The organism is Roseibium suaedae (assembly GCF_900142725.1).
GTDB classification, from domain to species: Bacteria; Pseudomonadota; Alphaproteobacteria; order Rhizobiales; family Stappiaceae; genus Roseibium; species Roseibium suaedae.
Genome location: NZ_FRBW01000001.1, coordinates 269035 through 289287, shown reverse-complemented (window position 1 = coordinate 289287; position 20253 = coordinate 269035). Strand labels below are relative to the sequence as shown.

Here is a 20253-nt window from a genome sequence, read left to right as displayed (position 1 = left end):
ATCAGCTCCTGTTTTCCGGGGCTGTGACGTCACGCAGACCATCACCCATCAGATTGATCGCCAGCACGAGCACGAACAGCACCGCGCCGGGAATGAGAACCAGCCAGGCATCAAAGAGCATCATCTTCTTGCCTTCGCTCACCATCAGGCCCCAGCTCGGTGTCGGCGGCTGCACGCCGACACCCAGGAACGAAAGGGCAGCTTCCAGCAGGATCGCATGGGCCATTTCGAGGGTGACAACGACGATCAGGTTGTTGACGATGTTCGGCATGATCTCGGAAAGGATCACCCGCGGCGTCGAGGCGCCGATGGCCTGGGCCGCAGCGACATATTCCCTGCGCCGGATCTGCAGGGTGGAGGAGCGCATGACGACCGCGAACCGGTCCCAGAGCAAGAGCCCCAGCACCATGATCACGATCTCCAGCGAGCCGCCCATGACAGCAACGACGGCCAGAGCCACGAGAACCACCGGCAGGGCCAGACGCACGTTGATCAGGAAGGTTACGGCAGCATCAACCCGGCCGCCAAAATAGCCGGCACTGACGCCGAGAGCTGTCCCGATCAGGCCCGAAATCAGAGCTGCGATCGCGCCGATCATCAGGGAGACCCGTGCGCCATAGATCAAGCGGGAGAGATAGTCACGGCCAAGGTGATCGGTGCCCAGCGGGTATTCCCAGGTGCCACCAAGGAAAACCGGCGGCTTCATGCGCATCAGGAGGTTCTGGCTGTAGGGATCATGAGGCGCCAGCAGCGGCGCGAAGATCGCAACCAGCGCCAGAAGGGCCACAACCACGAGACCAAACATCAGACCATTGTGCGTGACGACGCGGCGGAAAAGGATCTGGCGCGGGGACGGTCCGGAGACTTCCTGCAGAAGGGGATCGTTTGCGTTCATATCTGTCATCTCAGCTGCTCCGCATACGGGGGTCGAGCCAGGCATTCAGAACGTCTGCCAGGAAGGTGAAGACGATGTAGAACATCGCGAAAACCAGAATAAGCGCCTGCACGGTCGGCAGGTCGTTCCGGCCAATGCTTTCCCAGGCCAGGAAGCCGGCGCCATGGAGCGCGAAGATCGATTCAACGACGATCGAGCCACCCAGCATGAAGCCCATCTGGACAGCTGCCAGCGACACCACCGGAATGATGGCGTTGCGCAGACCATGCTTGAACAGCACCCTGACTTCGGAAGCGCCTTTCGCCCGCGCGGTCCGGATGTAGTCGGACGACAGAACATCCAGCATCCCGGCACGAGTCAGACGCATGATCGCAGGCATGGCGTAATAGCCAAGCACGATGGTCGGCATGATGAAGTGCTTCCAGGTGCTTGCCCCCGAAGGCGGAAGCATGCCGAACTTGATGGAGAACACAACGATCAGGATGAGACCGAACCAGAAACTCGGCATCGCCTGCCCTGCCACGGACATGAATAGAGAAAGGCGGTCGATGAAGGAGTTCGGGCGGATGGCGGCAGCCACCCCAAGCGGAACGGCCGTCAGCAATGCGAAGGTAATCCCGCATAGGCCGAGTGTCATCGTCACCCCGAGACGGTCAGCAATCAGGGACGCGACCGGGAGCTTGAAATAGTAGCTCTGCCCAAGATCACCGGTCAGAGCGGAACCGAGCCACTCCCAATATTGCACCAGCATTGGACGGTCGAACCCGTAGAGGGTCCGGATCGCTTCAATATCCTCACCACTGGCCGTTTCCCCAGCCAGAGCGGCTGCGGGGTCACCGGACAGGAACATGAGGCTGAAGCTGATAAAAGATACCGTCAACGCGACGATGGCGGCCAGCATGAGCCGCTTCAGGATGAACTGCAGCACGGCGACTACTCCAGGGAAATTCGGGCAATAGTGCTCTGTCTGGCCGCATGGCGGCCAGTTGAAACCTAAACTAAATCGGGCGGCGGCATGCGCCGCCCGATCGAGCCTGTTAGTTCCAGGTCATGGTCGCGAAGCGAAGGACCTCATCCGCCGTCGGCGTGTAGGACACTTCCTTCGTGAACACGTAGTTCGTGTTGTAGGAGAACATCGGAGCCCAGAAAGCTTCATCCGCAATGCGCTTCAGAGCCTTGCTGTAGTGTTCCTTGCGGACTTCCGGGTCGGTTGCGCTGTCGGCAACGTTCAGATCCGCCAGAACCTGATCATCACGGGCATCGTCCAGGGAACCGTGCTTGAAGTACTGGCTGACCATGGCAGACGCATCGTTGATGGAATAGCTGCCCCAGGTCTGGAAGGAGATCGGCACTTCGCCCTTCATGTTGAGCTCACGAAGCGCGGAGTACTGCAGCATCTTGAAATCAGTCTTGATGCCGACAGCATTCAGGTAAAGCGCAATGGCTTCGCCGTATTCACGGTCACGATAAACGTAGAATTCGGTCGAGAACCCGTCCGGATAACCGGCTTCAGCCAGAAGCTGCTTGGCCTTTTCCGGATCGTAGTCGTAATGCGCCACATCCTGTTCGCAGCCGAACTGGCTCGGGAAGCAAGCGGTCCAGATGACCTGGCTCTTGCCCTGAAGCAGTGCGCTGACGAGGGTCTTGCGGTCGATGGCGTAGTTGACGGCCTGACGCACTTTCAACTTGGTGAAGGGCGTATCGGCACCGGTACGGCCAGCGGCATCCATGGCGAGGTAACCGACGCGCATGGTGGATTCGTTGGCGACGGTGAACTGTTCCATGCTGGACAGACGCTCGGACAGATCGGCAGGCACCTGCCAGATCAGATCCAGCGTGCCGCTGAAGAGTTCAGCCATCTGGGTGTTCACGTCCGGGATGGTGCGGATATCAACCTTGCCAATTGCCGGCTTGCCCTTTGGTCCGTCGAAATAGTCTTCGTTGCGCTCAAGCACGAAGTGCTGGCCAGGCACCACTTCGGTGACCTTGTACGGGCCGGTACCAACCGGCTTCAGGCCCATGCCGGACGGACCGACTTCGGCGTAATATTCGTTCGGATAGATCGCGACCGGACCAGAGAGATATTCGATGGCTGCCGGGAACTTTTCCTTGAGATAGATGCGGACGGTGTAATCGTCGATCTTCTCGGCGGACTTCATCCAGTTGACGTTCCGCTGGGTCTTTACGCCGTTTTCTTCCTTCGCGACGAAATTAACCGTGTAGACCACGTCGTCTGCGTTGAAGGCTTCACCGTTGTGGAACTTCACGCCCTGGCGGAGCTTGAATTCAAGTGTCGTATCGTCGATCCAGGTCCAGGACTCTGCAAGGTTGCCCTTGTATTCATTGGTCGCCGGATCACGATAGATCAGGCCATCCCAGATAGCCCGCATCAGAACCACGCCTTCACGTGCCGAGTTGAAATAGCTGTCGACGTTCTCCAGCTCTTTCGTGAAAGCGACATTCAGGGTGTCATTGGCCTTGTCGGCCCAAGCGGAGCCAGCGGCGGCCAGAAGTGCCGTTGCTGCAATGGTGGTCTTCAGAAAAGATCCCTTCATTCCCCTGTTCCTTGTGTTGGCATGCACGGACGACATGCTTCTGCTGCTCTGAAAGTATTATATTTTAATACTTAGTATTTTTTTTATTTTGGAAATATTCTAGGATCAGTCAGGTTCGTCAAGCCTCGATTCAAAAATTTGCTCAGGGAAGCGGCGTGCATGAATGCGAAGCAAAACACACTCTTTGTCAGTTCCCTTGCAAAAGGCCTGAAGATACTAAGGGCTTTTGATGATCAGCACACCGATCTTTCCCTGATGGATCTGGTCGAGCGGACGGGACTGGATAAAAGCGCAACCCAGCGGCTTGCGAACACCCTTCATGTGGAAGGCATGCTGGACAAGGATCCGGTGACCCGCCGCTACAGGCCTTCACATGCCTGGCTCGAGCTTGCCTTCGCCTATTACTGGGCTGATCCCATTGTCGGCCGCACATTGCCCAAGCTGATCGAACTGTCGCAGCAGCTCGGCGAGACGGTCAATCTGGCGGAATTGTCCGGAGATCACATCATCTATATCAACCGCCTGCCCTGCAAGCGGACGCATTTTGCGGCAACTGTTGTCGGGCGAAAACTGCCAGCCCTTATGACGACAAGCGGCCGCGTCATGATTGCAACCTGCCCGGAAGAAGAGCGTAAGCGGATTGTCGAGACCTGGTCCCTGCGCGCCTTCACGCCGCATACAGTTCTGGACCGGGAAGAGCTGGGCAGGGCCGTCGAACAGGCCGCCCGTGATGGCTACGCGATTGCCACCAGTCAGATGATCATCGGCGAGCTTGCCATTGCAGCTCCGATCATCGGTCCGGATGGCAGATCCATTGCCGCCATCCAGTGTTCTGTTTCCGCGCATCACTACGACGAGGAGCGGCTCCTGAAGGAGATCCTCCCGGCGCTGCGGGATACGGCCAACGCCATTTCACCGACCATGCGCCTTCCGGCCATCCGGGAATTCACGCCCGGGCTCTGACCCTTCCCCGGCCAGAGCCGCAGATCAGACGAGACAAGACCGGACGGGGCAAGCCCCGCCCGCAAGATCCGCTCAGCGGTAGACCTGGCCCTCGCCCGGGAAGGCGCGGCTCTTGACCTCTTCCGCATAGTTCTTGACGGCATCTTCGATCTGCTCGCCCAGCGAACCATAGACCTTGACGAATTTCGGCGGCTTCGGGTTGAGACCCAGCATGTCTTCCAGCACGAGAATCTGCCCATCGCAGACGGAAGAAGCGCCAATGCCGATGGTCGGGATGTGGACTTCCTTGGTGACGGCAGCCGCCAGCGGCTCGACCATGCCTTCCACCACAAGGCTGAACGCTCCTGCCTCTGCCACGTCACGGGCATCCTTCAGGTGATGCTCCCAATCGTTCTCTGACCGGCCCTGGGTCTTGAACCCGCCCATGACATGAACCGACTGCGGGGTCAGACCAATGTGACCCATGACCGGAATGCCGCGCTCGGTCAGGAAATGGATCGTCTCGGCCATACGGCTGCCGCCTTCCAGCTTCACCGCACCGCAGCCTGTCTCCTTCATGATATGCGCCGCATTGCGGAACGCAACGGAGGGACTTTCCTCATAGCTGCCGAAAGGCATGTCAACGACTACAAGCGCCCGCTCGGTGCCGCGCACGACGGCCTTGCCATGGGCAATCATCATGTCGATCGTCACACCGATCGTGGTCTCCAGGCCATGCATGACCATGCCCAGGCTGTCGCCGACGAGAATGAAGTCCGCATATTTGTCCACGATTGCAGCTGTGTGCGAGTGATAGGACGTCAGAGAGACAATCGGCTCTCCGCCCTTGCGCGCAGCAATCTGGGGGACCGTGATCCGGCGGACGGCTTTCTGAACGCTCATGGCGTTTCCTTTCAGCAAGTGTGCCTGGGCAGCGGCCCGGTGCTTCCGGACCACAGGAAATTCAAGGGGCGATGACACGCTGGTCGATCAGGAGCACCGGTCCGAACCGCACAGCGAGCAGAACCACGGCTTCCCGGTCCAGCTTGCCGGTCAGGGGAGCAAGGGTTGCCGCGTCGCGGATATCGACACTTTCGACCTTGCCGCCAGGTGCTTCGGCCAGAACCACGCGGATGGCGCTTTCAAGCCCGGCAATATCGGGGCGGGAAGCCGCGAGCTCCGCTGCTGCAGCCAGAGACCGGCTCAAGGCCGGAGCCTCCGCCCGGTGCTCAGGTGCAAGACGCACGTTGCGAGACGACATGGCGAGACCGTCTTCTTCACGGACCGTCGGATGACCCACGACCTGCAGCGGCATGTCCAGATCACGCACCATCTGGCGGATGATGGCCAGTTGCTGGAAATCCTTCTCGCCAAAGACGGCGACGTCCGGCTGCACGATGTTGAAGAGCTTGGTCACGACGGTCGAGACGCCGCGGAAATGCCCCGGCCGGAGCGCGCCTTGAAGCACGCCCGAGAGCCCCGGCACCTCGACGAACGTATCGCCGCGGGCACCGTACATCTCTTCCACATCTGGCATGAAGACCGCGTCGACCCCTTCGGCCCGGAGCTTTGCCAGATCACCTTCCGGATCACGCGGATAAGTCGTCAGATCCTCATTGGGACCAAACTGGGTCGGATTGACGAAGATGGAGACGATCACACGGTCCGTCCGGCGCGCGGCCTCCCGCACCAGTGAAAGATGCCCTTCATGGAGAAAACCCATGGTTGGCACCAGACCGACGGTCTGCCCCTGGCGGCGCAGGCCGGTCACCCGGTCGCGCACTTCCTGTTTCCTTGCACAAATCTGCATGGCGTCCTTCCCATGGGTCCTGTGTAAGCAACGCTCCCGGACCCTTTTCTTGAGCAAAGTACTTATCGCCTCCGCGCCGGGCGGGTCCAGCGGGAAATTGTGCAGCGCGGTCGCCTGATCCGAAATTATAGCTAGAAGCTATAGTTATAAGAATTCGATACAAACATTCCGCCTGCCATCGTAGCTTCTCCTCACCAGTCCTCCGGGCTGGACCTTTCACATCCCGAGGGATCTCGTCCTCATGGCTCACCCCCATTATGACCTTGCCGTTGTCGGCGCTGGAATTGTCGGCCTCGCCCATGCCCTGGCCGCCGCAAGGCTTGGCAAATCCGTGGTGGTGATTGACCGGGACGCGGCAGCCAATGGCGCCTCGATCCGCAATTTCGGCTTCGTGACTGTCACCGGCCAGCAGGCAGGAGACTGCTGGGAAAAGGCCTGGCGAAGCCGGGCCGTCTGGGCAGAGGTCTCGGAAGCTGCCCGCATCCCCGTGCTGCATCAGGGCCTGACCATGACCGCCCGGCGGCCCGAGGCCGAAGCCGTGATAGATGCCTTTCTTCAGACCCCCATGGCCGAAGGCTGCCGGCGGATGTCTCCCAAGGAGGCAAAGGCTCTCTCCCCTTGCCTGCGGGAGGAAACAATCACGGCGGCGCTCTATTCGCCCCATGAACTGCGCGTTGAATCCCGCGACGCCCTACCCCGGCTGGCCGCCTGGCTGGAAGAGCAGTTCGGCGTTGCCTTTCTCTGGCAGACGAGCGTCACGTCGGTCGAAGCACCGAAGCTCGAGACATCCCGGGGAAAGGTCCATGCGGAAACCGTTGTCATTTGCCCCGGCGATGATTTTAGCGGACTTTTCGCAAGCCGGATTGCTCCATTCGAGGTCACCCGCTGCAAGCTGCAGATGCTCAGGCTTGCGCCGAAGGCCCCCATGACCCTTGGCACGGCTGTCATGTCCGACCTCGGCCTTGCCCGTTATCTTGGCTATGCGGAACTTCCAGAAGCAAAAGCCCTGAAACAGCGCCTCGACAGGGAACAGGCGGAGCTGCGCGAAAATGGCGTTCACCTGATCGTGGTGCAATCTGCGGATGGCAGCCTGGTCGTCGGCGACAGCCACCATTATTCGCCAACACCCGACCCGTTCCTGCACAAACGGGTCAACGAACTTATCCTTGAGGAAATGGACGCGGTCCTGGATCTTGGCCCCTATCAGATCAGTGAGAGCTGGATCGGGACCTATGCCTCTGCAGCCGACCGCTGGCGCTTCACCGACGCGCCAGACGAGGCCACCCGCATCGTCATCGTCACGGCAGGCTGCGGAGCCTCGACGGCCTTCGCCATTGGCGAGGAAACAATTTCAGATCTGTTCGGCAAGGGAGCCGCCGCATGACCAAATTCAAGGCTGTCGTCTTCGACTGGGCCGGAACCATGATCGACTTCGGGTCCTTTGCGCCCATGGGCGTTTTCGTGAAGGCCTTCGCAAAGTTCGGCATCACTGCGACCATCGAACAGGCCCGGGCCCCGATGGGAGCGCCGAAATGGCATCATATCCGGGCCATGATGAATGACCCGGACATCGCGGCCCAATGGAAGCAAACCTTCGGGCAATTGCCACAGGACGAGGATGTAGACGCGGTCTACAAGATCTTCGTGCCAATGAACGAGGACGTGGTCGCAGATTATGCATCACTGGTCCCCGGAGCCCTCGACACCGTGCGATGGCTGCGGAGCCGAGGCATGAAGATCGGCTCCACAACAGGCTACACGAGGTCGATCATGGAGAGGGTTCTGCCTGTTGCAGCGGCCCAGGGCTATGAGCCGGACAATCTGATCTGTGCCGATGATCTGGCAGAAGGACGGCCCGGTCCTCTCGGCATGTATCAGTGTTTCGTGGATCTGGCTGTCTACCCGCCCAGCGCCGTGATCAAGGTGGACGACACTGAACCTGGCATTGCAGAGGGCGTCGCTGCCGGCTGTGTGACGGTTGGCCTGGCTCTGTCGGGCAATTACGCGGGCAAGACCCCGGAAGAGCTGGCAAGCCTGCCGCCGGAAGCGGTCGACGCACTCCGGCTTTATGCGACCGCCCAGTTGAAGGCAGCAGGCGCCGACCATGTCATCGACACGGTTGCCGATCTGCCCGCTCTGATCGAAAGCCTGGAGACGCGATGACGCGGCGGCCGAACATTCTGCTGATCACGGCTGACCAGTGGCGTGGAGACAGTCTCGGCTGTGCCGGGCATCCCACCCTCAAGACGCCGAATGTGGATGCGCTGGCAAAGCAAGGCACCCTTTTCACCCGCCATTTCGCGGCAACGGCCCCCTGCTCTCCGGCACGGGCATCGCTTTACACCGGCCTTTATCAGATGAACCACCGGGTGATCTGGAACGGATCGCCTCTGGATGCGCGCTTTGACACGATAGCTCTGGCCGCCCGGCGCGCCGGTTACCGGCCGACGCTCTTCGGCTACACGGATACGGCACCGGACCCACGGCGCCTCGCCCCCGAAGATCCGGCGCTTTTGACCTATGAAGGCGTTCTGCCGGGCTTTGAAGTCGGCCAGATCCTGCCGGAAGACGATGGACCCTGGCTGAATTGGCTGAAGGAGCGCGGCTATGGCGAGGAAGACCTGGCGGCAATCCACCACGTCGAAACGGAGCCTGGCGAACGCGTTTCGCTGAAACCGGCAAAATATGGTGCGAATGAAACCCAGACTGCATTCCTGACGGACAAATTCCTGGACTGGCTGGCAGGTCAGGAGACAGGCCAGCCCTGGTTTGCCCATGTCTCGTTCCTGCGGCCTCACCCGCCGCTTTGTGCGCCTGCCCCCTATAACACCCTCTATGATCCGGAGGACGACGCGGGATTTGAAGGTACGGAGACGGCCGGAGAGGAAGCAGCCTTCCATCCGCTGGTCAAAGCGCTGCAGCATACCCAGAAGATCTCAAGCCATATTCCCGGAGCAGATGGTCTGGTCAGGGATCTCGGCCGCCGCGACCTCAAGCGCATCCGGGCACTCTATCATGGCATGATCTCAGAAGTGGACACCCAGCTCGGCAGGCTGCTGGAGGGGCTTCGAACCTCCGGCATGGATGAAGACACGGTCATCTTCTTCACCTCCGACCATGCGGAGATGATGGGCGACCACTGGATGCTCGGAAAAGGTGGGTTCTACCCGCAGAGCTACCACATCCCGCTGGTGATCCGCCTGCCGGGGGCCAAAGCTGGCCAGACCTGTGAGGCCTTCACCTCCGCCACGGATATCTTTCCAACGCTGGCAGCGCTCATGGGCATTGCCCCGGAACATGCTCCCGATGGTCAGTCCCTTCTGCCGATCCTGCAAGGCGAGGCTCCTGAGGCCTCCCGGACCAGCGCCGTCTTTGAATATGACTTCCGCAATCTCGCTGTCCGACCGGAAGGCATCGAAGAAGGCGCGAAGAGTGGACTGTCCGTCCTGTGCCTGCAGACACAGGACTGGCTCTATGTCCATTGTCCGACGTTGCCGCCGGTGCTGATGAAGACCGGCGCCGCAGAGAGGCATCAGAACCTCGCAGATGATCCGGCACACCGGGACGTGTTGATGGACTGCCAGAGCCGGCTGCTCAGCACTCGCATGCGGCTTAATGACGAGACACTCTCGCAAAAACTGGTCTGGGAGTTCTATCCGGAACCGCCTCAAAGCCGCCCGTCATAAGCCCTGTCGGAGATCCGGCAGGCCAGAAGGGTAAAGCCAGGGCGCGCCAGAGCCTCCTCAGCGGCCTTGGTCAGAGTGGCTGCATCTTCCACCCAGACGCCAGTTCCGCCATAGGCTTGCGCAACTGCGACAAAATCCGTCTCGCCGAACCCGACCCCGACGGTAAGCCTTTGGCTGGCGCGCTGCTTGAGTTCGATCAGGGACAGGCAGCGGTCCACCAGGACGCAGATGATCACCGGGATCTGCAGATCCCGGAGGGTCGACAATTCGCCAAGGCACATTTCCAGCCCGGCATCGCCAACAAATGCAACAACCGGCGCCTTGTCCGCATCGATCAGCCGGTGCCCCATTGCCAGCGGCACGGCGCATCCCATGGTGCACAGCGCCGAGGACTGCAGCATTCCCCGGGGCGAATGGCTGCGCCAGATCTGGCTGACCAGAATGCGGTGCGCACCGCTATCCGCCGTCGCAACGGTTTCAGGCGGCAGAACCTGATTGAGCGTATGGAAGACCGTTGCGGGCCCCCAGCCGGAGGCTTCCGGCGCGAAGGCCACTTCGAGCGCGGCCCGAGCCCGCTCCGGCTCCCCATCCGGCCAGGACAGGGCCTCTACGCTTCGCGCCGCAGTCAGCATATCCAATGCAGGGACCACGGAACTGCGGAGGGCAACGCTAGACTTGTGCATGCCGTGGGTCCGCAGCACCGGTGCAACGTCAATGACAGCTGCCGTCTCCGGCCAGGGGTTGCGCCAGTTGATCCGCATCTCGATCGGGTCATAGCCCAACAGCAGGATGCAATCGCTCTGGTTGATCAGCGGCAGGAGAATTCCGTCCGCCTTGGGAGACAATCCTGCCCCGCCCAGCGCCAGCGGGTCTGTCTCTTCCAACAGACCTTTGCCCTTGTAGCTGGTCACCAGCGGAATGGAGAACTTCCGGCAAAAAGCGGTAATCTCCGGCCCTGCCCCCTCATTCACCGCATCGACGCCTGCGATCGCAATCGGCCGTTTGGCGCCTGCAAAAAGGGTCAGTGCCTGCTGCAAGGCTGGCCCCGGAGCCGGAGCGAGGATAGCAGGCCCCGGCAAGGGGGTGCTCGACCAGGGCTCGCTGGTTTGCGCCTCGGCAACGGAGATCGGCACATCGATGTGAACGGGACCTGGCTGGCCATCCAGAGCAATGGCAATGGCCTTTTCCATCATGACGTCCAGTACGCCAAGCTCCGCCCGGAAGCTCGCCTTCACGATGGGCCGCAGCATCTGCTGGTGATCGAAGACCTGATGGGTGTAGCTCTCCGCCTCGGCGCCACTGACACAGCCGGTCAGGAAGATCAGAGGCACCCGGTCCTGCCAGGCATTTGCAACCACATTGACCGCATTGGCAGCACCTGGACCAAGCGTTGCCAAAAGCACACCGGGCGCGCCGTCCGCATGCCAACCGCCCTCGGCCATGAAGCCACCGGCATTCTCGTGCTTCACCAGCACGAAACGCAGGCCCGCCTGATCCAGTGCCCCCATGAGCGCCAGAACCTCTCCGCCCGGAATGCCGAAAGCGTGACGGCACCCCGCCGCATGCAGCTTGCCTGCAATGATATCCGCGCCGGTGATGCTGCCCGAATCTGCGCCTGAAGTCATGACGATGCCTGTCTTCCCATACCTGTCTGTGTCAGGTCAGCACCTGACCCCGGCAGCTCTTCCGGGTCAACAGTCAGAAAGGGCAGACCCAACACGTTGCGGTGAAAGACATGTCATCGGCCGGAGCTCAGCTCCACTCGCCCTCGGTCGGAATGTTCAGAACCTTGCCGCAATGTTTGCAATGCACCGCATCCGGATCATGCCGGGAGAGACCGCAATCCGGACAGGGGACCTTCACCTTGGCAGGACGGAAAATTGTCTGAACCAGGCGCAGGAACAGGGCCACGCCGAAGATCATGATCGCGACCGTGAGGAGCCGTCCCATGCTGTCGGTCATGGTGATGTCCCCGAAGCCCGTCGTGGTCAGGGTGGTCACGGTGAAATAGAGCGCATCAAGGTAATTGTTGATCGAAGCGTTACGGTCATGCTCGACCACATAGACAATCGCGGTCACCACGAAAATGAACACCGACAGGTTCAGGCCGGAGTGAATGATTTCCTCGTTCCGCTTGAACCAGGCGGAGGAACTTCTGAGTTCCTTGAGCAGATGATAGGACCGCAGCAGCCGCAACATCCGCACCACGCGCAGGAAGCCGAAATTCTCCAGAATAGCGGGAACGAGGAGGGACACGATCACCACGAGATCGGCCAGCGACACAAATTCCATCGCGTGGCGCATAGGCCTGTCCGATGCCAGGAGACGGCCGATGTAGTCGGCAGCCAGAATGGCCGCAATCACATAGTCCAACTCATGATGGACCCGGTCAGGATCGACCATCGATGAAACGATGAAATAGAGAATGGTGAGGATATCAAAAGCCAGGATGGCATAGCGCCAGATCCTTGCTTCCCGTGTTTCGCCGAAATAGAGACCTCTCAGCCTCTGCCTCAAAGGGGACATTGCTTCACTCATAAAAAGACCATGACAAAATGAGTTGCCCGCACATAGCGGAATAGTTCTTTACCCCTGAAAAATATCAGCAAGATAATGACCTGGTACGGGTGTTCGAACCGCAAGCCCGGCAATTCTATCGTTCTTTGGAGTATCTGGCGTGACTGACCTTTCCGGCAAGACTGCCCTGATCACCGGAGCAAGCCGTGGCATCGGCGCGGCTACCGCCCGCCACCTTGCTGCCAGCGGCGCGACCGTGTTCCTGACCGCCCGCACCCAGGAAGCCGTAGAGCCCGTCGCCGAAGCAATCACCGCCGACGGCGGCCGTGCCCATGCCCTTGCCTGCGACGTCTCCCGGTTCGCCGATGTGGAAGCTGCCGTCCGTGCGGCTCTGGCAGTGACCGGGCGTCTCGATATTCTCATTAATAACGCAGGGCTGATCGAGCCTATCAGCCGTCTGGAAACATCCGATCCGGACGCCTGGGCCAAGGTGGCGGACGTCAACATAAAGGGCGTCTATCACGGGCTGCGGGCAGCGGGTCCCGTCATGCTGGAGCAGAAAACCGGAACAATCATCAACCTGTCCTCGGGGGCGGCAAGCCGGCCGATCGAGGGCTGGAGCCACTATTGTGCCTCCAAGGCGGCCGTTCTGTCCCTTACCCGCTCGGCCGACCTGGAATGGCGCAGAGAGGGTATCCGCGTCCTGGGCCTCAGCCCCGGCACGGTGGCAACCGGCATGCAGGCCAGCATTCGCGCATCCGGCATCAACGATTACAGCCGCCTCGCCCCCACGGCCCATCTCGACCCGGACTGGGTCGGACAGGCCATCGCCTGGCTCTGCGGCAAGGCAGGCGATGCATATCTGGGAGAAGACTGCTCGCTCAAGGACCCAGTGGTCCGCAAGGCTCTTGGCATCGGGTAAGTCTGAGCCGAGTTTGATGACCAGCCCATCCCTTCGTCATCCCGCACGCAGCGCAGCGAAGATGCGGGACCGGTGAGGCGTAGTCTCTCGACAGTCAGCCTTTCGCAATCGTTAGGCGTTCTGCTCACCGGTCCCGGCTCGCGCTCCGCTTGGCCGGGATGACTATCATGCACATGATACCTCTATCAGGAACTCTGAAACCTACTCCGCATCCGGCTGATTGGCAGGGGCTGCTTTCTGAAAGGCAGGCAGTTCCATGCAGCGTTCGTAAATGGCGGAAATGACCGGATAGGGCATCATATCGACAGCAAACCGCTTGTTGTTCGTCACCTGCGCCACCACGCAGATGTCCGCAAGCCCCGGCGTATCACCACAGCAATAGGCATGCGCGACAGGCCGGTTCGCCAACAGGCTTTCCAGAGGGGCGAACGTTTCGGCCACCCAATGCCGGAACCAGACCGCGACAGCCTCTTCTCCTGCTCCGAATTCGGTCTTCAGATAGGTCAGGATCTTGAGGTTGTTCAATGGATGGATTTCACAGGCGATCATCTGGGCCATTGCCCGTGCCTGCGCCCGTGCGACAGGCTCCTTTGGCAGCAGCGGCGGCTCCGGAACGGTTTCGTCCAGATATTCGATGATCGCCATCGACTGGGTCAGTACCGTTCCATCCGGCAGTTCAAGCGCGGGCACCAGCCCTTGCGGATTGAGCTTGAGATAGCCGGGAGAGCGCTGCTCGCCAAGGCGCAAGTGATGGGCCCGGTATTCCGTTTCGATGCCCTTGAGGTTCAGCGCAGCGCGCAGCCTGAACGAGGTGGAACTGCGGAAATAGGAATGAAGCACCGGTATCATCTGTCACCTCCCAGGGACCTGCGTCTGCTCCGGACCGCTTCCTCCAAAGCAGAAGGTCCGGGGACACATATGGAAGGTTGATTAGTTACACACGCAACTTAATCCGGCAAGGCCGCTCAGGCCAACGACGAATTGGGCGTTTCAAAAGCAAAGAGGGCCGCAGCTGCGGCCCTCCCATGAGATCGATTTGACCTAATTGTCCGGATCAGATCCCGGCGAAACTGCGCGACACCAGAGGCTGCTCCAGCACCGGCAAATTCCGCCCAGACTTTTGGGCCAATTTCGGGGTCTCACTAGACATGGGCACACCTCCTTTCAAGCTGTTGACGATATAAAGAGTGTGGGGATTGTTGTGCCCTTGTGCAAGACCGTTAAACAGGCAAAGCCGATGAAAGAGACGCCAGAACCGGCTAAGAAATGACCTTCACCAGCCGTAGATCCGGCCTCACGCCTGCCGCTCCAGACAAAGCCATGCGCCACCGATCCTTCGCCCCCGACTGCAATCAGCCTCTCGATGGCCTCGACTATGAAGCCGGGCGGCCCTTTGCCGGATGGCAGTCCCGTCATCTTGAAACGCTGATTGGGGGCTGGTTGCAGCTGGATCCGCCCAACCTGGAACTTGCAACGCTTGCGCTTGAGGAGCTCACGGAGCGGCGGGAGGATCTGAATGCGCGGATGAAATTCGCAAGGCTGGAGCTTGCACCGATCCCCTGGCTGGGTGCCGCGCGCGCGGCCGTTCTCGGCACGCTTCTGCCGCAACTCACCAGTGAACGAAAAGGCACCAGCGGCAGAGGCAAGGTCTATGTGATCCTGCGTGGCGGATACACTGAAACCAGCCAGTGGTACGGCGCCTATGTCGGGTCAACGTCCCGCCCGGTCGCCAGCCGCTTCAAGGAACACCGCAAGGGAGGAGCCAGATCGGCAAGAGGGCTGCCGGTCCATGGCATCGAGCCGCTCTACAGCCTGTTTCTGCCGCTCAATCCTGTTGGGTCAAGCCGGGCCAAGATGGTGGAATGGGAGACGCGGCTGCATGAATGCCTCGCCCCCATCATTCCGAAGGTTACGGGTGACGTCGCCTTCTGAGGACAGGCTCAGCCCATTCCCAGTTTCAGGCGGAAGCGGGTGCCGAGAAGGCTGCCAAGGAAGCCGAACACCAGCCACAGCCATCCGTGCAGTGAACCGGACACGATGCCGCCGAGATAGGCGCCAATGTTGCAGCCAAAGGCAAGGCGGGCACCATAGCCCATCAGCAGGCCGCCAATGATTGCGGTTGCCAGGTCTTTGCCGGAGAGTTTCCAGACAGGTGAGAACTTGCCCGCAAGCGCTGCCGCTGCAAAGGCTCCGATCAGGATGCCGAAATTCATCACGGAGGTGACGTCCTTGAAGACGCTGCCTTCGATGGCCGCGACCTGCCCCTGCCAGAACGGCCAGGTTTCAACGGGTATGCCCGCCGCGTGAAAGATCTTTGCACCCCACAGCGCAAAACCTGACGTGATCCCCCAGGGACGGCCGACCACAAGGAAGGTCAGAACCGAGACAACGGCGATCATCACCGCGCCCAGCATCGGCGACCAGGGACCGCGCAGCAGCGATCCTGTCTTGCGCGGCTCCAGAAGCTGGCCATGAGCCTTGCGCTCGATCACAATCGTCAACAGAGCAATGGCACCCAGAACCAGCGCGGTCAGCAGGAAGGCCAGCACGGGGCCAAAAGTCGTCACGATGGAAACGGCTGGCAAAGCCGGAAGCGCCGACCACAGATGCAGATGCGCGGTCGCGATCACCGATCCCAGAATGAAGGCAACGAGGGTCACCATCATACGGGTGGAGCCACCGCCAGCGGTAAACAGGGTGCCGGAGGCGCATCCGCCCCCAAGCTGCATGCCGACGCCGAACATGAAGGCGCCGATGGCAGCCGCAACCCCGAACGGGAACACATAGGCGCCGGTCGGCAGGCCGAAGTCCGATCCCCAGGCAATCAGCGGGAACGAGATCGCAGAGGTGAGAAGAAGCAGGACGAACTGGGCACGAAGACCGGTGCCTTTTTTCTCCGTCACGATGTGGCGCCAGGCGGCGGTAAAGCCGAAGCTGGCGTGATAAAGCGCCAGACCTGCAAGAGCGCCGATCAACACGGCCCCGGCCTGTTTCGGCCCGGAAGCGCCATAGGCAAGAGCCGCGACAAGGCCAAGAGCGATGGCAGCGCCGATCACGGCGAGCCGCTGAGATGCGGGAAGAGATACGTTCGTCATGGTCACCCCACTAAGGGGTTGTGAAGAAATTCACAAGCGAACGAGCCCCTCAACACACGCATAACACCATCTTGTGTTTTGCAGTTCAGAACCGGCCTGAGCTTTTCTGGAGGTCACCACCCAAGCCCGATAGTGAACCAAACCCATGAGAGGACCCCACCAAATGGCTCAAACTGACCAGTTTGGATATGAACTGAGCCTCTCAAGTGCGGAAGCCACCGTCTTCTGGAACAAGACCGTGACGGCCTTTCTCTCCCACGGACGAGACACGCCAGTCTGTCTGGGCAAGGTTCTGGATCTTGAGCCTGGTTTTGCCCTGGCCCATGCGGCCAAGGGGCTTTTCTGCCTGATGCTGGGGCGTCGTGAAATGGTCGCAACGGCCGCCGAGGCCTGGATGGCTGCCGATGCTGCCAGAAAGGCCAGTCCCGTGACCCAACGCGAGGCGGCGGTGGTCGATGCCCTGCGCGACTGGCTGGACGGTTGGCCGAGCCGGGCTGCGCACAGGTTGGATCAGGCCCTGACGGCCTTTCCCGGGGATGCTTTCCTGCTCAAGCTCGTTCACGCTACCCGTTTCATCCTGGGTGACAGTATCGGCATGCGGACGTCCATCGAGGCTGTGCTGGGCACCTATGACGAGACCCATCCAGCCTATGGCTATGTTCTTGGCTGCCGTGCCTTTTCGCTGGAGGAGACTGGTGACTACCGGCAGGCAGAAGCCTGTGGAAAGCGCGGCCTGGAATTTGCGGCCGATGATGCCTGGGGTCTGCATGCGGTGGCGCATGTGCATGATATGACCGGACGCTCCGAGGAAGGCATCGGCTGGCTCGAAAAGCGCCCTGAGGGCTGGGCCCATTGCAACAACTTTGGCTATCACGTCTGGTGGCACCTGGCGCTGATGTACCTGGACCGGGGCCAGCCGGACAAGGCTTTGGCTCTGTACGATGACGAAGTTCGCCGCGATCAGACCGATGACTTCCGTGACATTTCCAACGCTGTCTCGCTTCTGGTCCGTCTGGAGCTGGAAGGCGTTCAGGTCGGTGCGCGGTGGCAGGAACTGGCGGCGCTTGCCGACAAGCGCGCAGAAGACGGCTGCAACGTCTTTGCCGACCTTCACTACATGCTTGCCCTGGCAAGCTGCGGCCGCAGCCAGGCCAGCGACCGGCTGTTGATGAACTTGCGCCAGCGGGCACGAAACCCCGAGGGAGACATGCAGCCGGTTGCCGAAAAGGCTGGGCTCCCCGCTGCCCAAGGTCTGGAGGCCTTCCGGGAAGGCCACTATGGCACGGCCTTCAAATACCTGACCCTCGCGCAGCAGGATCTCCAGTCCATTGGCGGGTCCCATGCCCAGCGCGATGTCTTCGACAGGATCGCCATCGACGCCGCTTTGAGAGCCGGCCTTGCCTCCGAGGCCGAAGCCGCTCTTAGAGAGCGCACACGGCGCAGAGGGGCTTTTGACCGGTTTTCGGAAATGCGGCTGGAGACCTGTAGCAGGATGAAGTCTGCCGAGAGCGTCATGCTCGATGGCCGCCTTCGCGCCACAATGACATGACAATCCGGCTAGGAACCTGTAGAGGGGCGCCCCCTGTCCCCTCGCATAGCTTGTAGTTGAACGTGAACGCACAGACCCAAATCAAGAAGCAACGTGACCCTCGCCTGGATTTCTTCCGGGGCCTCGGCATGTTCATCATCTATATCGCTCACCTGCCGAACAGCTGGTGGGCCCTCTGGATTCCGGCCCGCTTCGGCTATTCGGACGCAACGGAGATCTTCGTCTTCTGTTCGGGCATGGCCTCGGCAATTGCTTTCGGCAAGATTTTCGATCTGCACGGCATGGCCCTCGGGACTGCGCGTATCGTCCATCGCATGTGGCAGGTCTACTGGGCGCATATTGGCCAGTTCCTGGTCATCGCCGCGGCTCTTGTTGCCGTCCAGTCCAGCGGCTATCTGACCGAGTGCTGCAATCTCGACTACAATTATGTTGAGGCCTTGAATCTCCACAGGTTCTTCGGCGCGCCGGAAACCACGTTGCCGGGCCTCCTCACCCTCACCTATGTGCCGAACTATTTCGACATCCTGCCGATGTACATCGTCATCCTGGCACTGGTGCCTGTGATGATGGCGGTCACCCGCCTGTCCGTGGCGGCCGGTTTCGTGCTGTCGATCTCGCTCTGGCTTCTGGCGACCTTCGGCTATCTGAATCTTCCGGCAGAGCCCTGGTCCGACCGTCCCTGGTTCTTCAACCCGTTTGCCTGGCAGCTGATCTTCTTCACTGGCTTTGCCTTCATGCGCGGCTGGATCCCCGCTCCGCCCGTCGACCGGCGGCTGGTCATCCTGGCAGCTGTTCTGGTCGTCGGCACCATTCCGCTCGCCTGGTTCCGGGTTCAGGAAGCTGTACCGAGCATTTCCCAGTTCAACGCGGACATTGAGCCGCTGCGGGTGAAAACCGAATTCGGCGTCCTCCGCTTCATGCACTTCCTCTCTCTTGCCTATCTGGCCTGGGTCGCCGCAGGAAAGCACGGCCGCCGTCTCGTCGCCAGGGAAGGCAGCCTCTGGGGCAAAACCGTTCATGTGATCCAGAAGGTAGGCCAGCAGTCCTTGCCGGTCTTCATGGCCAGCCTCGTGATTGCCCAGGGCGCAGCCCTCTTGCGTGACATGGCAGGCGGTCACGACACTCTGGCCGGACAGCTGCTGTCGAACGGGCTTGGCATTCTGGCCCTGATCGCCGTGGCCTATGTTGCCGGCTGGTTCAAGAGCCAGCCCTGGCGCAAGCCGCCTGCAACGCTGATCTCCCCCAAGCCCTCGTCCGATACGGGAGCCGGGGCAGTCTCGGCCAGCCCGAAGAAGGTTCTGGAAAAGGCCTGATCGCCGGCAAGGAAACGCACCTGCCACAAACATAAAAACGCCGGCCAATTGGCCGGCGTTTTCACTCTCAGACGAGCAACCTGATTTCAGTGCAGGCTGACCATTTCCAGGTCATGCTCGAAGGCATTCGCCAAGGCTGCTTCGCGGCTGTCGGCAACCAGAATCGGCGTTCCGTCCGCGTTCAACAGCGCCCACAGGACGGTGGTGTCCTGGGTCGGTGGCGCTTCCGGGAAATACTTCGCCAGATCCTTGGCCTGCACCTCACGCACATAGGCAACGATGCCGGCTCCCAGGCTGGCCAGAACTTCCTCGCTCATGGCAGCAATTTCCTGCTCCCGCACGATGGCGGCGGGATCGTTGGGATCACGCGTCATAGGATGACTCCAAATGGGTAAGTCCGGCGGTGGCGATCAGTCGCCGCTGGAGATTTCAATCTTCCGGATGACTCGTTCCGGCTCAGGACGCGCCAGGTCGATGGACAGAAGCCCATCCCTAAGGTCAGCTCCCAGGATCTCGATTCCTTCTGCGAGCACGAAGGCACGCTGGAACTGCCGGGCTGCGATACCCCGGTGGAGATACTGGCGGGTCTTGTCATCCACCTGACGGCCACGGATCACCAGCTGGCTTTCCTCGACCGAAACATCAAGCTGGTCACGGGTGAACCCGGCAACCGCAAGCGTGATGCGGATGATATCGCCCTGACCGCCAGCCTTCTGCAACCGCTCTATGTTATAGGGCGGATAGCCGTCGTTGGCGGCTTTAGAAACTCGATCCAGCACACGCTCGATATCATCAAAACCGAGCATGAAAGGGCTGGAAAACGCTGACATGCGTGTCATCGTCAAAGTCCTTCACAAAGCGACCTTGCGCCCGAACCCTCTTCTAGGCATCCGGACTGGAGTGCTCACCACTCCATATTGATTTGAATATGGCGTCACTCGAACAGGGATTCAAGTTCACCTCAACGGA

General features: G+C 60.6%; 19 protein-coding genes. 8 read left to right on the top strand and 11 right to left on the bottom strand.

Annotation, left to right across the window (positions count from 1 at the left end; genetic code table 11):
• Position 1: 1 nt before the first annotated feature.
• The 3 genes from BUA94_RS01290 to BUA94_RS01280 all read right to left on the bottom strand — a co-directional run bounded on the left by BUA94_RS01290 (position 2) and on the right by BUA94_RS01280 (position 3450).
• Positions 2 to 904: an ABC transporter permease gene (locus BUA94_RS01290; protein ID WP_073007799.1), complete on the bottom strand. Its 903-nt coding sequence runs from the start codon at positions 902 to 904 to the stop codon at positions 2 to 4.
• A 1-nt stretch (position 905) separates the two neighbouring features.
• Positions 906 to 1823 (bottom strand): ABC transporter permease, encoded by a 918-nt coding sequence (locus BUA94_RS01285; protein WP_073007796.1) that lies wholly within the window; start codon positions 1821 to 1823, stop codon positions 906 to 908.
• A gap of 109 nt (positions 1824 to 1932) precedes the next feature.
• Complete coding sequence (locus BUA94_RS01280; RefSeq protein WP_073007793.1) at positions 1933 to 3450, bottom strand: ABC transporter substrate-binding protein; 1518 nt, start codon at positions 3448 to 3450, stop codon at positions 1933 to 1935.
• Positions 3451 to 3609: 159 nt separating this feature from the next.
• Between BUA94_RS01280 and BUA94_RS01275 the strand changes: the two genes are divergently transcribed.
• On the top strand, positions 3610 to 4413 hold the full coding sequence (locus BUA94_RS01275) for an IclR family transcriptional regulator (RefSeq protein ID WP_073007790.1): 804 nt from the start codon (positions 3610 to 3612) through the stop codon (positions 4411 to 4413).
• A 72-nt stretch (positions 4414 to 4485) separates the two neighbouring features.
• On the opposite strand, the gene panB is transcribed toward BUA94_RS01275, so the two are convergent.
• Both panB and panC read right to left on the bottom strand, forming a co-directional pair.
• Positions 4486 to 5295: a 3-methyl-2-oxobutanoate hydroxymethyltransferase gene (gene panB, locus BUA94_RS01270; protein WP_073010636.1), complete on the bottom strand. Its 810-nt coding sequence runs from the start codon at positions 5293 to 5295 to the stop codon at positions 4486 to 4488.
• A gap of 61 nt (positions 5296 to 5356) precedes the next feature.
• The gene (gene panC / locus BUA94_RS01265) at positions 5357 to 6202 is read right to left on the bottom strand and encodes a pantoate--beta-alanine ligase (protein ID WP_073007787.1); all 846 of its coding nucleotides are present in this window, start codon (positions 6200 to 6202) and stop codon (positions 5357 to 5359) included.
• Between the two features lie 241 nt (positions 6203 to 6443).
• On the opposite strand from panC, the gene BUA94_RS01260 reads away from it, so the two are divergent.
• Genes BUA94_RS01260 through BUA94_RS01250 form a run of 3 tightly spaced genes read left to right on the top strand, consistent with a single transcriptional unit; the run spans position 6444 to position 9888 of the window.
• Entirely contained in the window at positions 6444 to 7586 is a 1143-nt protein-coding gene (locus tag BUA94_RS01260; protein WP_073007784.1) for a TIGR03364 family FAD-dependent oxidoreductase, read from the top strand.
• A complete protein-coding gene (phnX, locus tag BUA94_RS01255; RefSeq protein ID WP_073007781.1) occupies positions 7583 to 8365 on the top strand; it encodes a phosphonoacetaldehyde hydrolase in 783 nt (260 codons plus the stop codon). The genes BUA94_RS01260 and phnX overlap by 4 nt, the downstream gene beginning before the upstream one ends.
• Positions 8362 to 9888, top strand: coding sequence for a sulfatase-like hydrolase/transferase (locus tag BUA94_RS01250; RefSeq protein WP_073007778.1), 1527 nt, complete (start codon positions 8362 to 8364; stop codon positions 9886 to 9888). Before phnX ends, BUA94_RS01250 begins: the two co-directional genes overlap by 4 nt.
• Here the strand turns inward: BUA94_RS01250 and BUA94_RS01245 are convergent.
• Together BUA94_RS01245 and BUA94_RS01240 are read right to left on the bottom strand one after the other, a co-directional pair.
• Positions 9870 to 11513, bottom strand: a complete 1644-nt coding sequence (locus BUA94_RS01245; protein ID WP_175557972.1) for a thiamine pyrophosphate-binding protein — start codon at positions 11511 to 11513, stop codon at positions 9870 to 9872. The two genes, BUA94_RS01250 and BUA94_RS01245, sit on opposite strands and share 19 nt — an antisense overlap.
• A gap of 127 nt (positions 11514 to 11640) precedes the next feature.
• On the bottom strand, positions 11641 to 12414 hold the full coding sequence (locus tag BUA94_RS01240; protein ID WP_208979936.1) for an ion channel: 774 nt from the start codon (positions 12412 to 12414) through the stop codon (positions 11641 to 11643).
• Positions 12415 to 12565: 151 nt separating this feature from the next.
• Here BUA94_RS01240 and BUA94_RS01235 point away from each other — a divergent pair, with 151 nt between their 5' ends.
• Entirely contained in the window at positions 12566 to 13327 is a 762-nt protein-coding gene (locus BUA94_RS01235; RefSeq protein WP_073007773.1) for an SDR family oxidoreductase, read from the top strand.
• A gap of 201 nt (positions 13328 to 13528) precedes the next feature.
• On the opposite strand, the gene maiA is transcribed toward BUA94_RS01235, so the two are convergent.
• Positions 13529 to 14176 carry a maleylacetoacetate isomerase gene (maiA, locus tag BUA94_RS01230; RefSeq protein ID WP_073007770.1) on the bottom strand — a complete coding sequence of 216 codons (648 nt, stop codon included), beginning with the start codon at positions 14174 to 14176 and terminating at the stop codon, positions 13529 to 13531.
• Between the two features lie 417 nt (positions 14177 to 14593).
• On the opposite strand from maiA, the gene BUA94_RS01225 reads away from it, so the two are divergent.
• Positions 14594 to 15259 carry a hypothetical protein gene (locus BUA94_RS01225; protein WP_208979935.1) on the top strand — a complete coding sequence of 222 codons (666 nt, stop codon included), beginning with the start codon at positions 14594 to 14596 and terminating at the stop codon, positions 15257 to 15259.
• 8 nt (positions 15260 to 15267) lie between these two features.
• Here the strand turns inward: BUA94_RS01225 and BUA94_RS01220 are convergent, their stop codons facing one another.
• Complete coding sequence (locus tag BUA94_RS01220; protein ID WP_073007764.1) at positions 15268 to 16422, bottom strand: YeeE/YedE family protein; 1155 nt, start codon at positions 16420 to 16422, stop codon at positions 15268 to 15270.
• 163 nt (positions 16423 to 16585) lie between these two features.
• Between BUA94_RS01220 and BUA94_RS01215 the strand changes: the two genes are divergently transcribed.
• Together BUA94_RS01215 and BUA94_RS01210 are read left to right on the top strand one after the other, a co-directional pair.
• Entirely contained in the window at positions 16586 to 17971 is a 1386-nt protein-coding gene (locus tag BUA94_RS01215; protein WP_073007761.1) for a tetratricopeptide repeat protein, read from the top strand.
• Positions 17972 to 18099: 128 nt separating this feature from the next.
• The gene (locus BUA94_RS01210) at positions 18100 to 19284 is read left to right on the top strand and encodes an OpgC family protein (protein ID WP_084081765.1); all 1185 of its coding nucleotides are present in this window, start codon (positions 18100 to 18102) and stop codon (positions 19282 to 19284) included.
• An 86-nt stretch (positions 19285 to 19370) separates the two neighbouring features.
• On the opposite strand, the gene BUA94_RS01205 is transcribed toward BUA94_RS01210, so the two are convergent.
• Both BUA94_RS01205 and BUA94_RS01200 read right to left on the bottom strand, forming a co-directional pair.
• Entirely contained in the window at positions 19371 to 19658 is a 288-nt protein-coding gene (locus BUA94_RS01205) for a BQ00720 family protein (RefSeq protein ID WP_073007758.1), read from the bottom strand.
• A gap of 36 nt (positions 19659 to 19694) precedes the next feature.
• Entirely contained in the window at positions 19695 to 20123 is a 429-nt protein-coding gene (locus tag BUA94_RS01200) for an Hsp20 family protein (RefSeq protein WP_073007755.1), read from the bottom strand.
• Between the last annotated feature and the right edge of the window lie 130 nt (positions 20124 to 20253).

Coding starts and splice junctions, on each gene's coding strand:
- BUA94_RS01290 (WP_073007799.1), bottom strand. CDS start 904: ATGACAGATATGAACGCAAACGATCCCCTTCTGCAGGAAGTCTCCGGA.
- BUA94_RS01280 (WP_073007793.1), bottom strand. CDS start 3,450: ATGAAGGGATCTTTTCTGAAGACCACCATTGCAGCAACGGCACTTCTG.
- BUA94_RS01275 (WP_073007790.1), top strand. CDS start 3,610: ATGAATGCGAAGCAAAACACACTCTTTGTCAGTTCCCTTGCAAAAGGC.
- panB (WP_073010636.1), bottom strand. CDS start 5,295: ATGAGCGTTCAGAAAGCCGTCCGCCGGATCACGGTCCCCCAGATTGCT.
- panC (WP_073007787.1), bottom strand. CDS start 6,202: ATGCAGATTTGTGCAAGGAAACAGGAAGTGCGCGACCGGGTGACCGGC.
- BUA94_RS01260 (WP_073007784.1), top strand. CDS start 6,444: ATGGCTCACCCCCATTATGACCTTGCCGTTGTCGGCGCTGGAATTGTC.
- phnX (WP_073007781.1), top strand. CDS start 7,583: ATGACCAAATTCAAGGCTGTCGTCTTCGACTGGGCCGGAACCATGATC.
- BUA94_RS01250 (WP_073007778.1), top strand. CDS start 8,362: ATGACGCGGCGGCCGAACATTCTGCTGATCACGGCTGACCAGTGGCGT.
- BUA94_RS01245 (WP_175557972.1), bottom strand. CDS start 11,513: ATGACTTCAGGCGCAGATTCGGGCAGCATCACCGGCGCGGATATCATT.
- BUA94_RS01240 (WP_208979936.1), bottom strand. CDS start 12,414: ATGTCCCCTTTGAGGCAGAGGCTGAGAGGTCTCTATTTCGGCGAAACA.
- maiA (WP_073007770.1), bottom strand. CDS start 14,176: ATGATACCGGTGCTTCATTCCTATTTCCGCAGTTCCACCTCGTTCAGG.
- BUA94_RS01225 (WP_208979935.1), top strand. CDS start 14,594: ATGACCTTCACCAGCCGTAGATCCGGCCTCACGCCTGCCGCTCCAGAC.
- BUA94_RS01220 (WP_073007764.1), bottom strand. CDS start 16,422: ATGACGAACGTATCTCTTCCCGCATCTCAGCGGCTCGCCGTGATCGGC.
- BUA94_RS01215 (WP_073007761.1), top strand. CDS start 16,586: ATGGCTCAAACTGACCAGTTTGGATATGAACTGAGCCTCTCAAGTGCG.
- BUA94_RS01210 (WP_084081765.1), top strand. CDS start 18,100: ATGTTCATCATCTATATCGCTCACCTGCCGAACAGCTGGTGGGCCCTC.
- BUA94_RS01205 (WP_073007758.1), bottom strand. CDS start 19,658: ATGACGCGTGATCCCAACGATCCCGCCGCCATCGTGCGGGAGCAGGAA.
- BUA94_RS01200 (WP_073007755.1), bottom strand. CDS start 20,123: ATGACACGCATGTCAGCGTTTTCCAGCCCTTTCATGCTCGGTTTTGAT.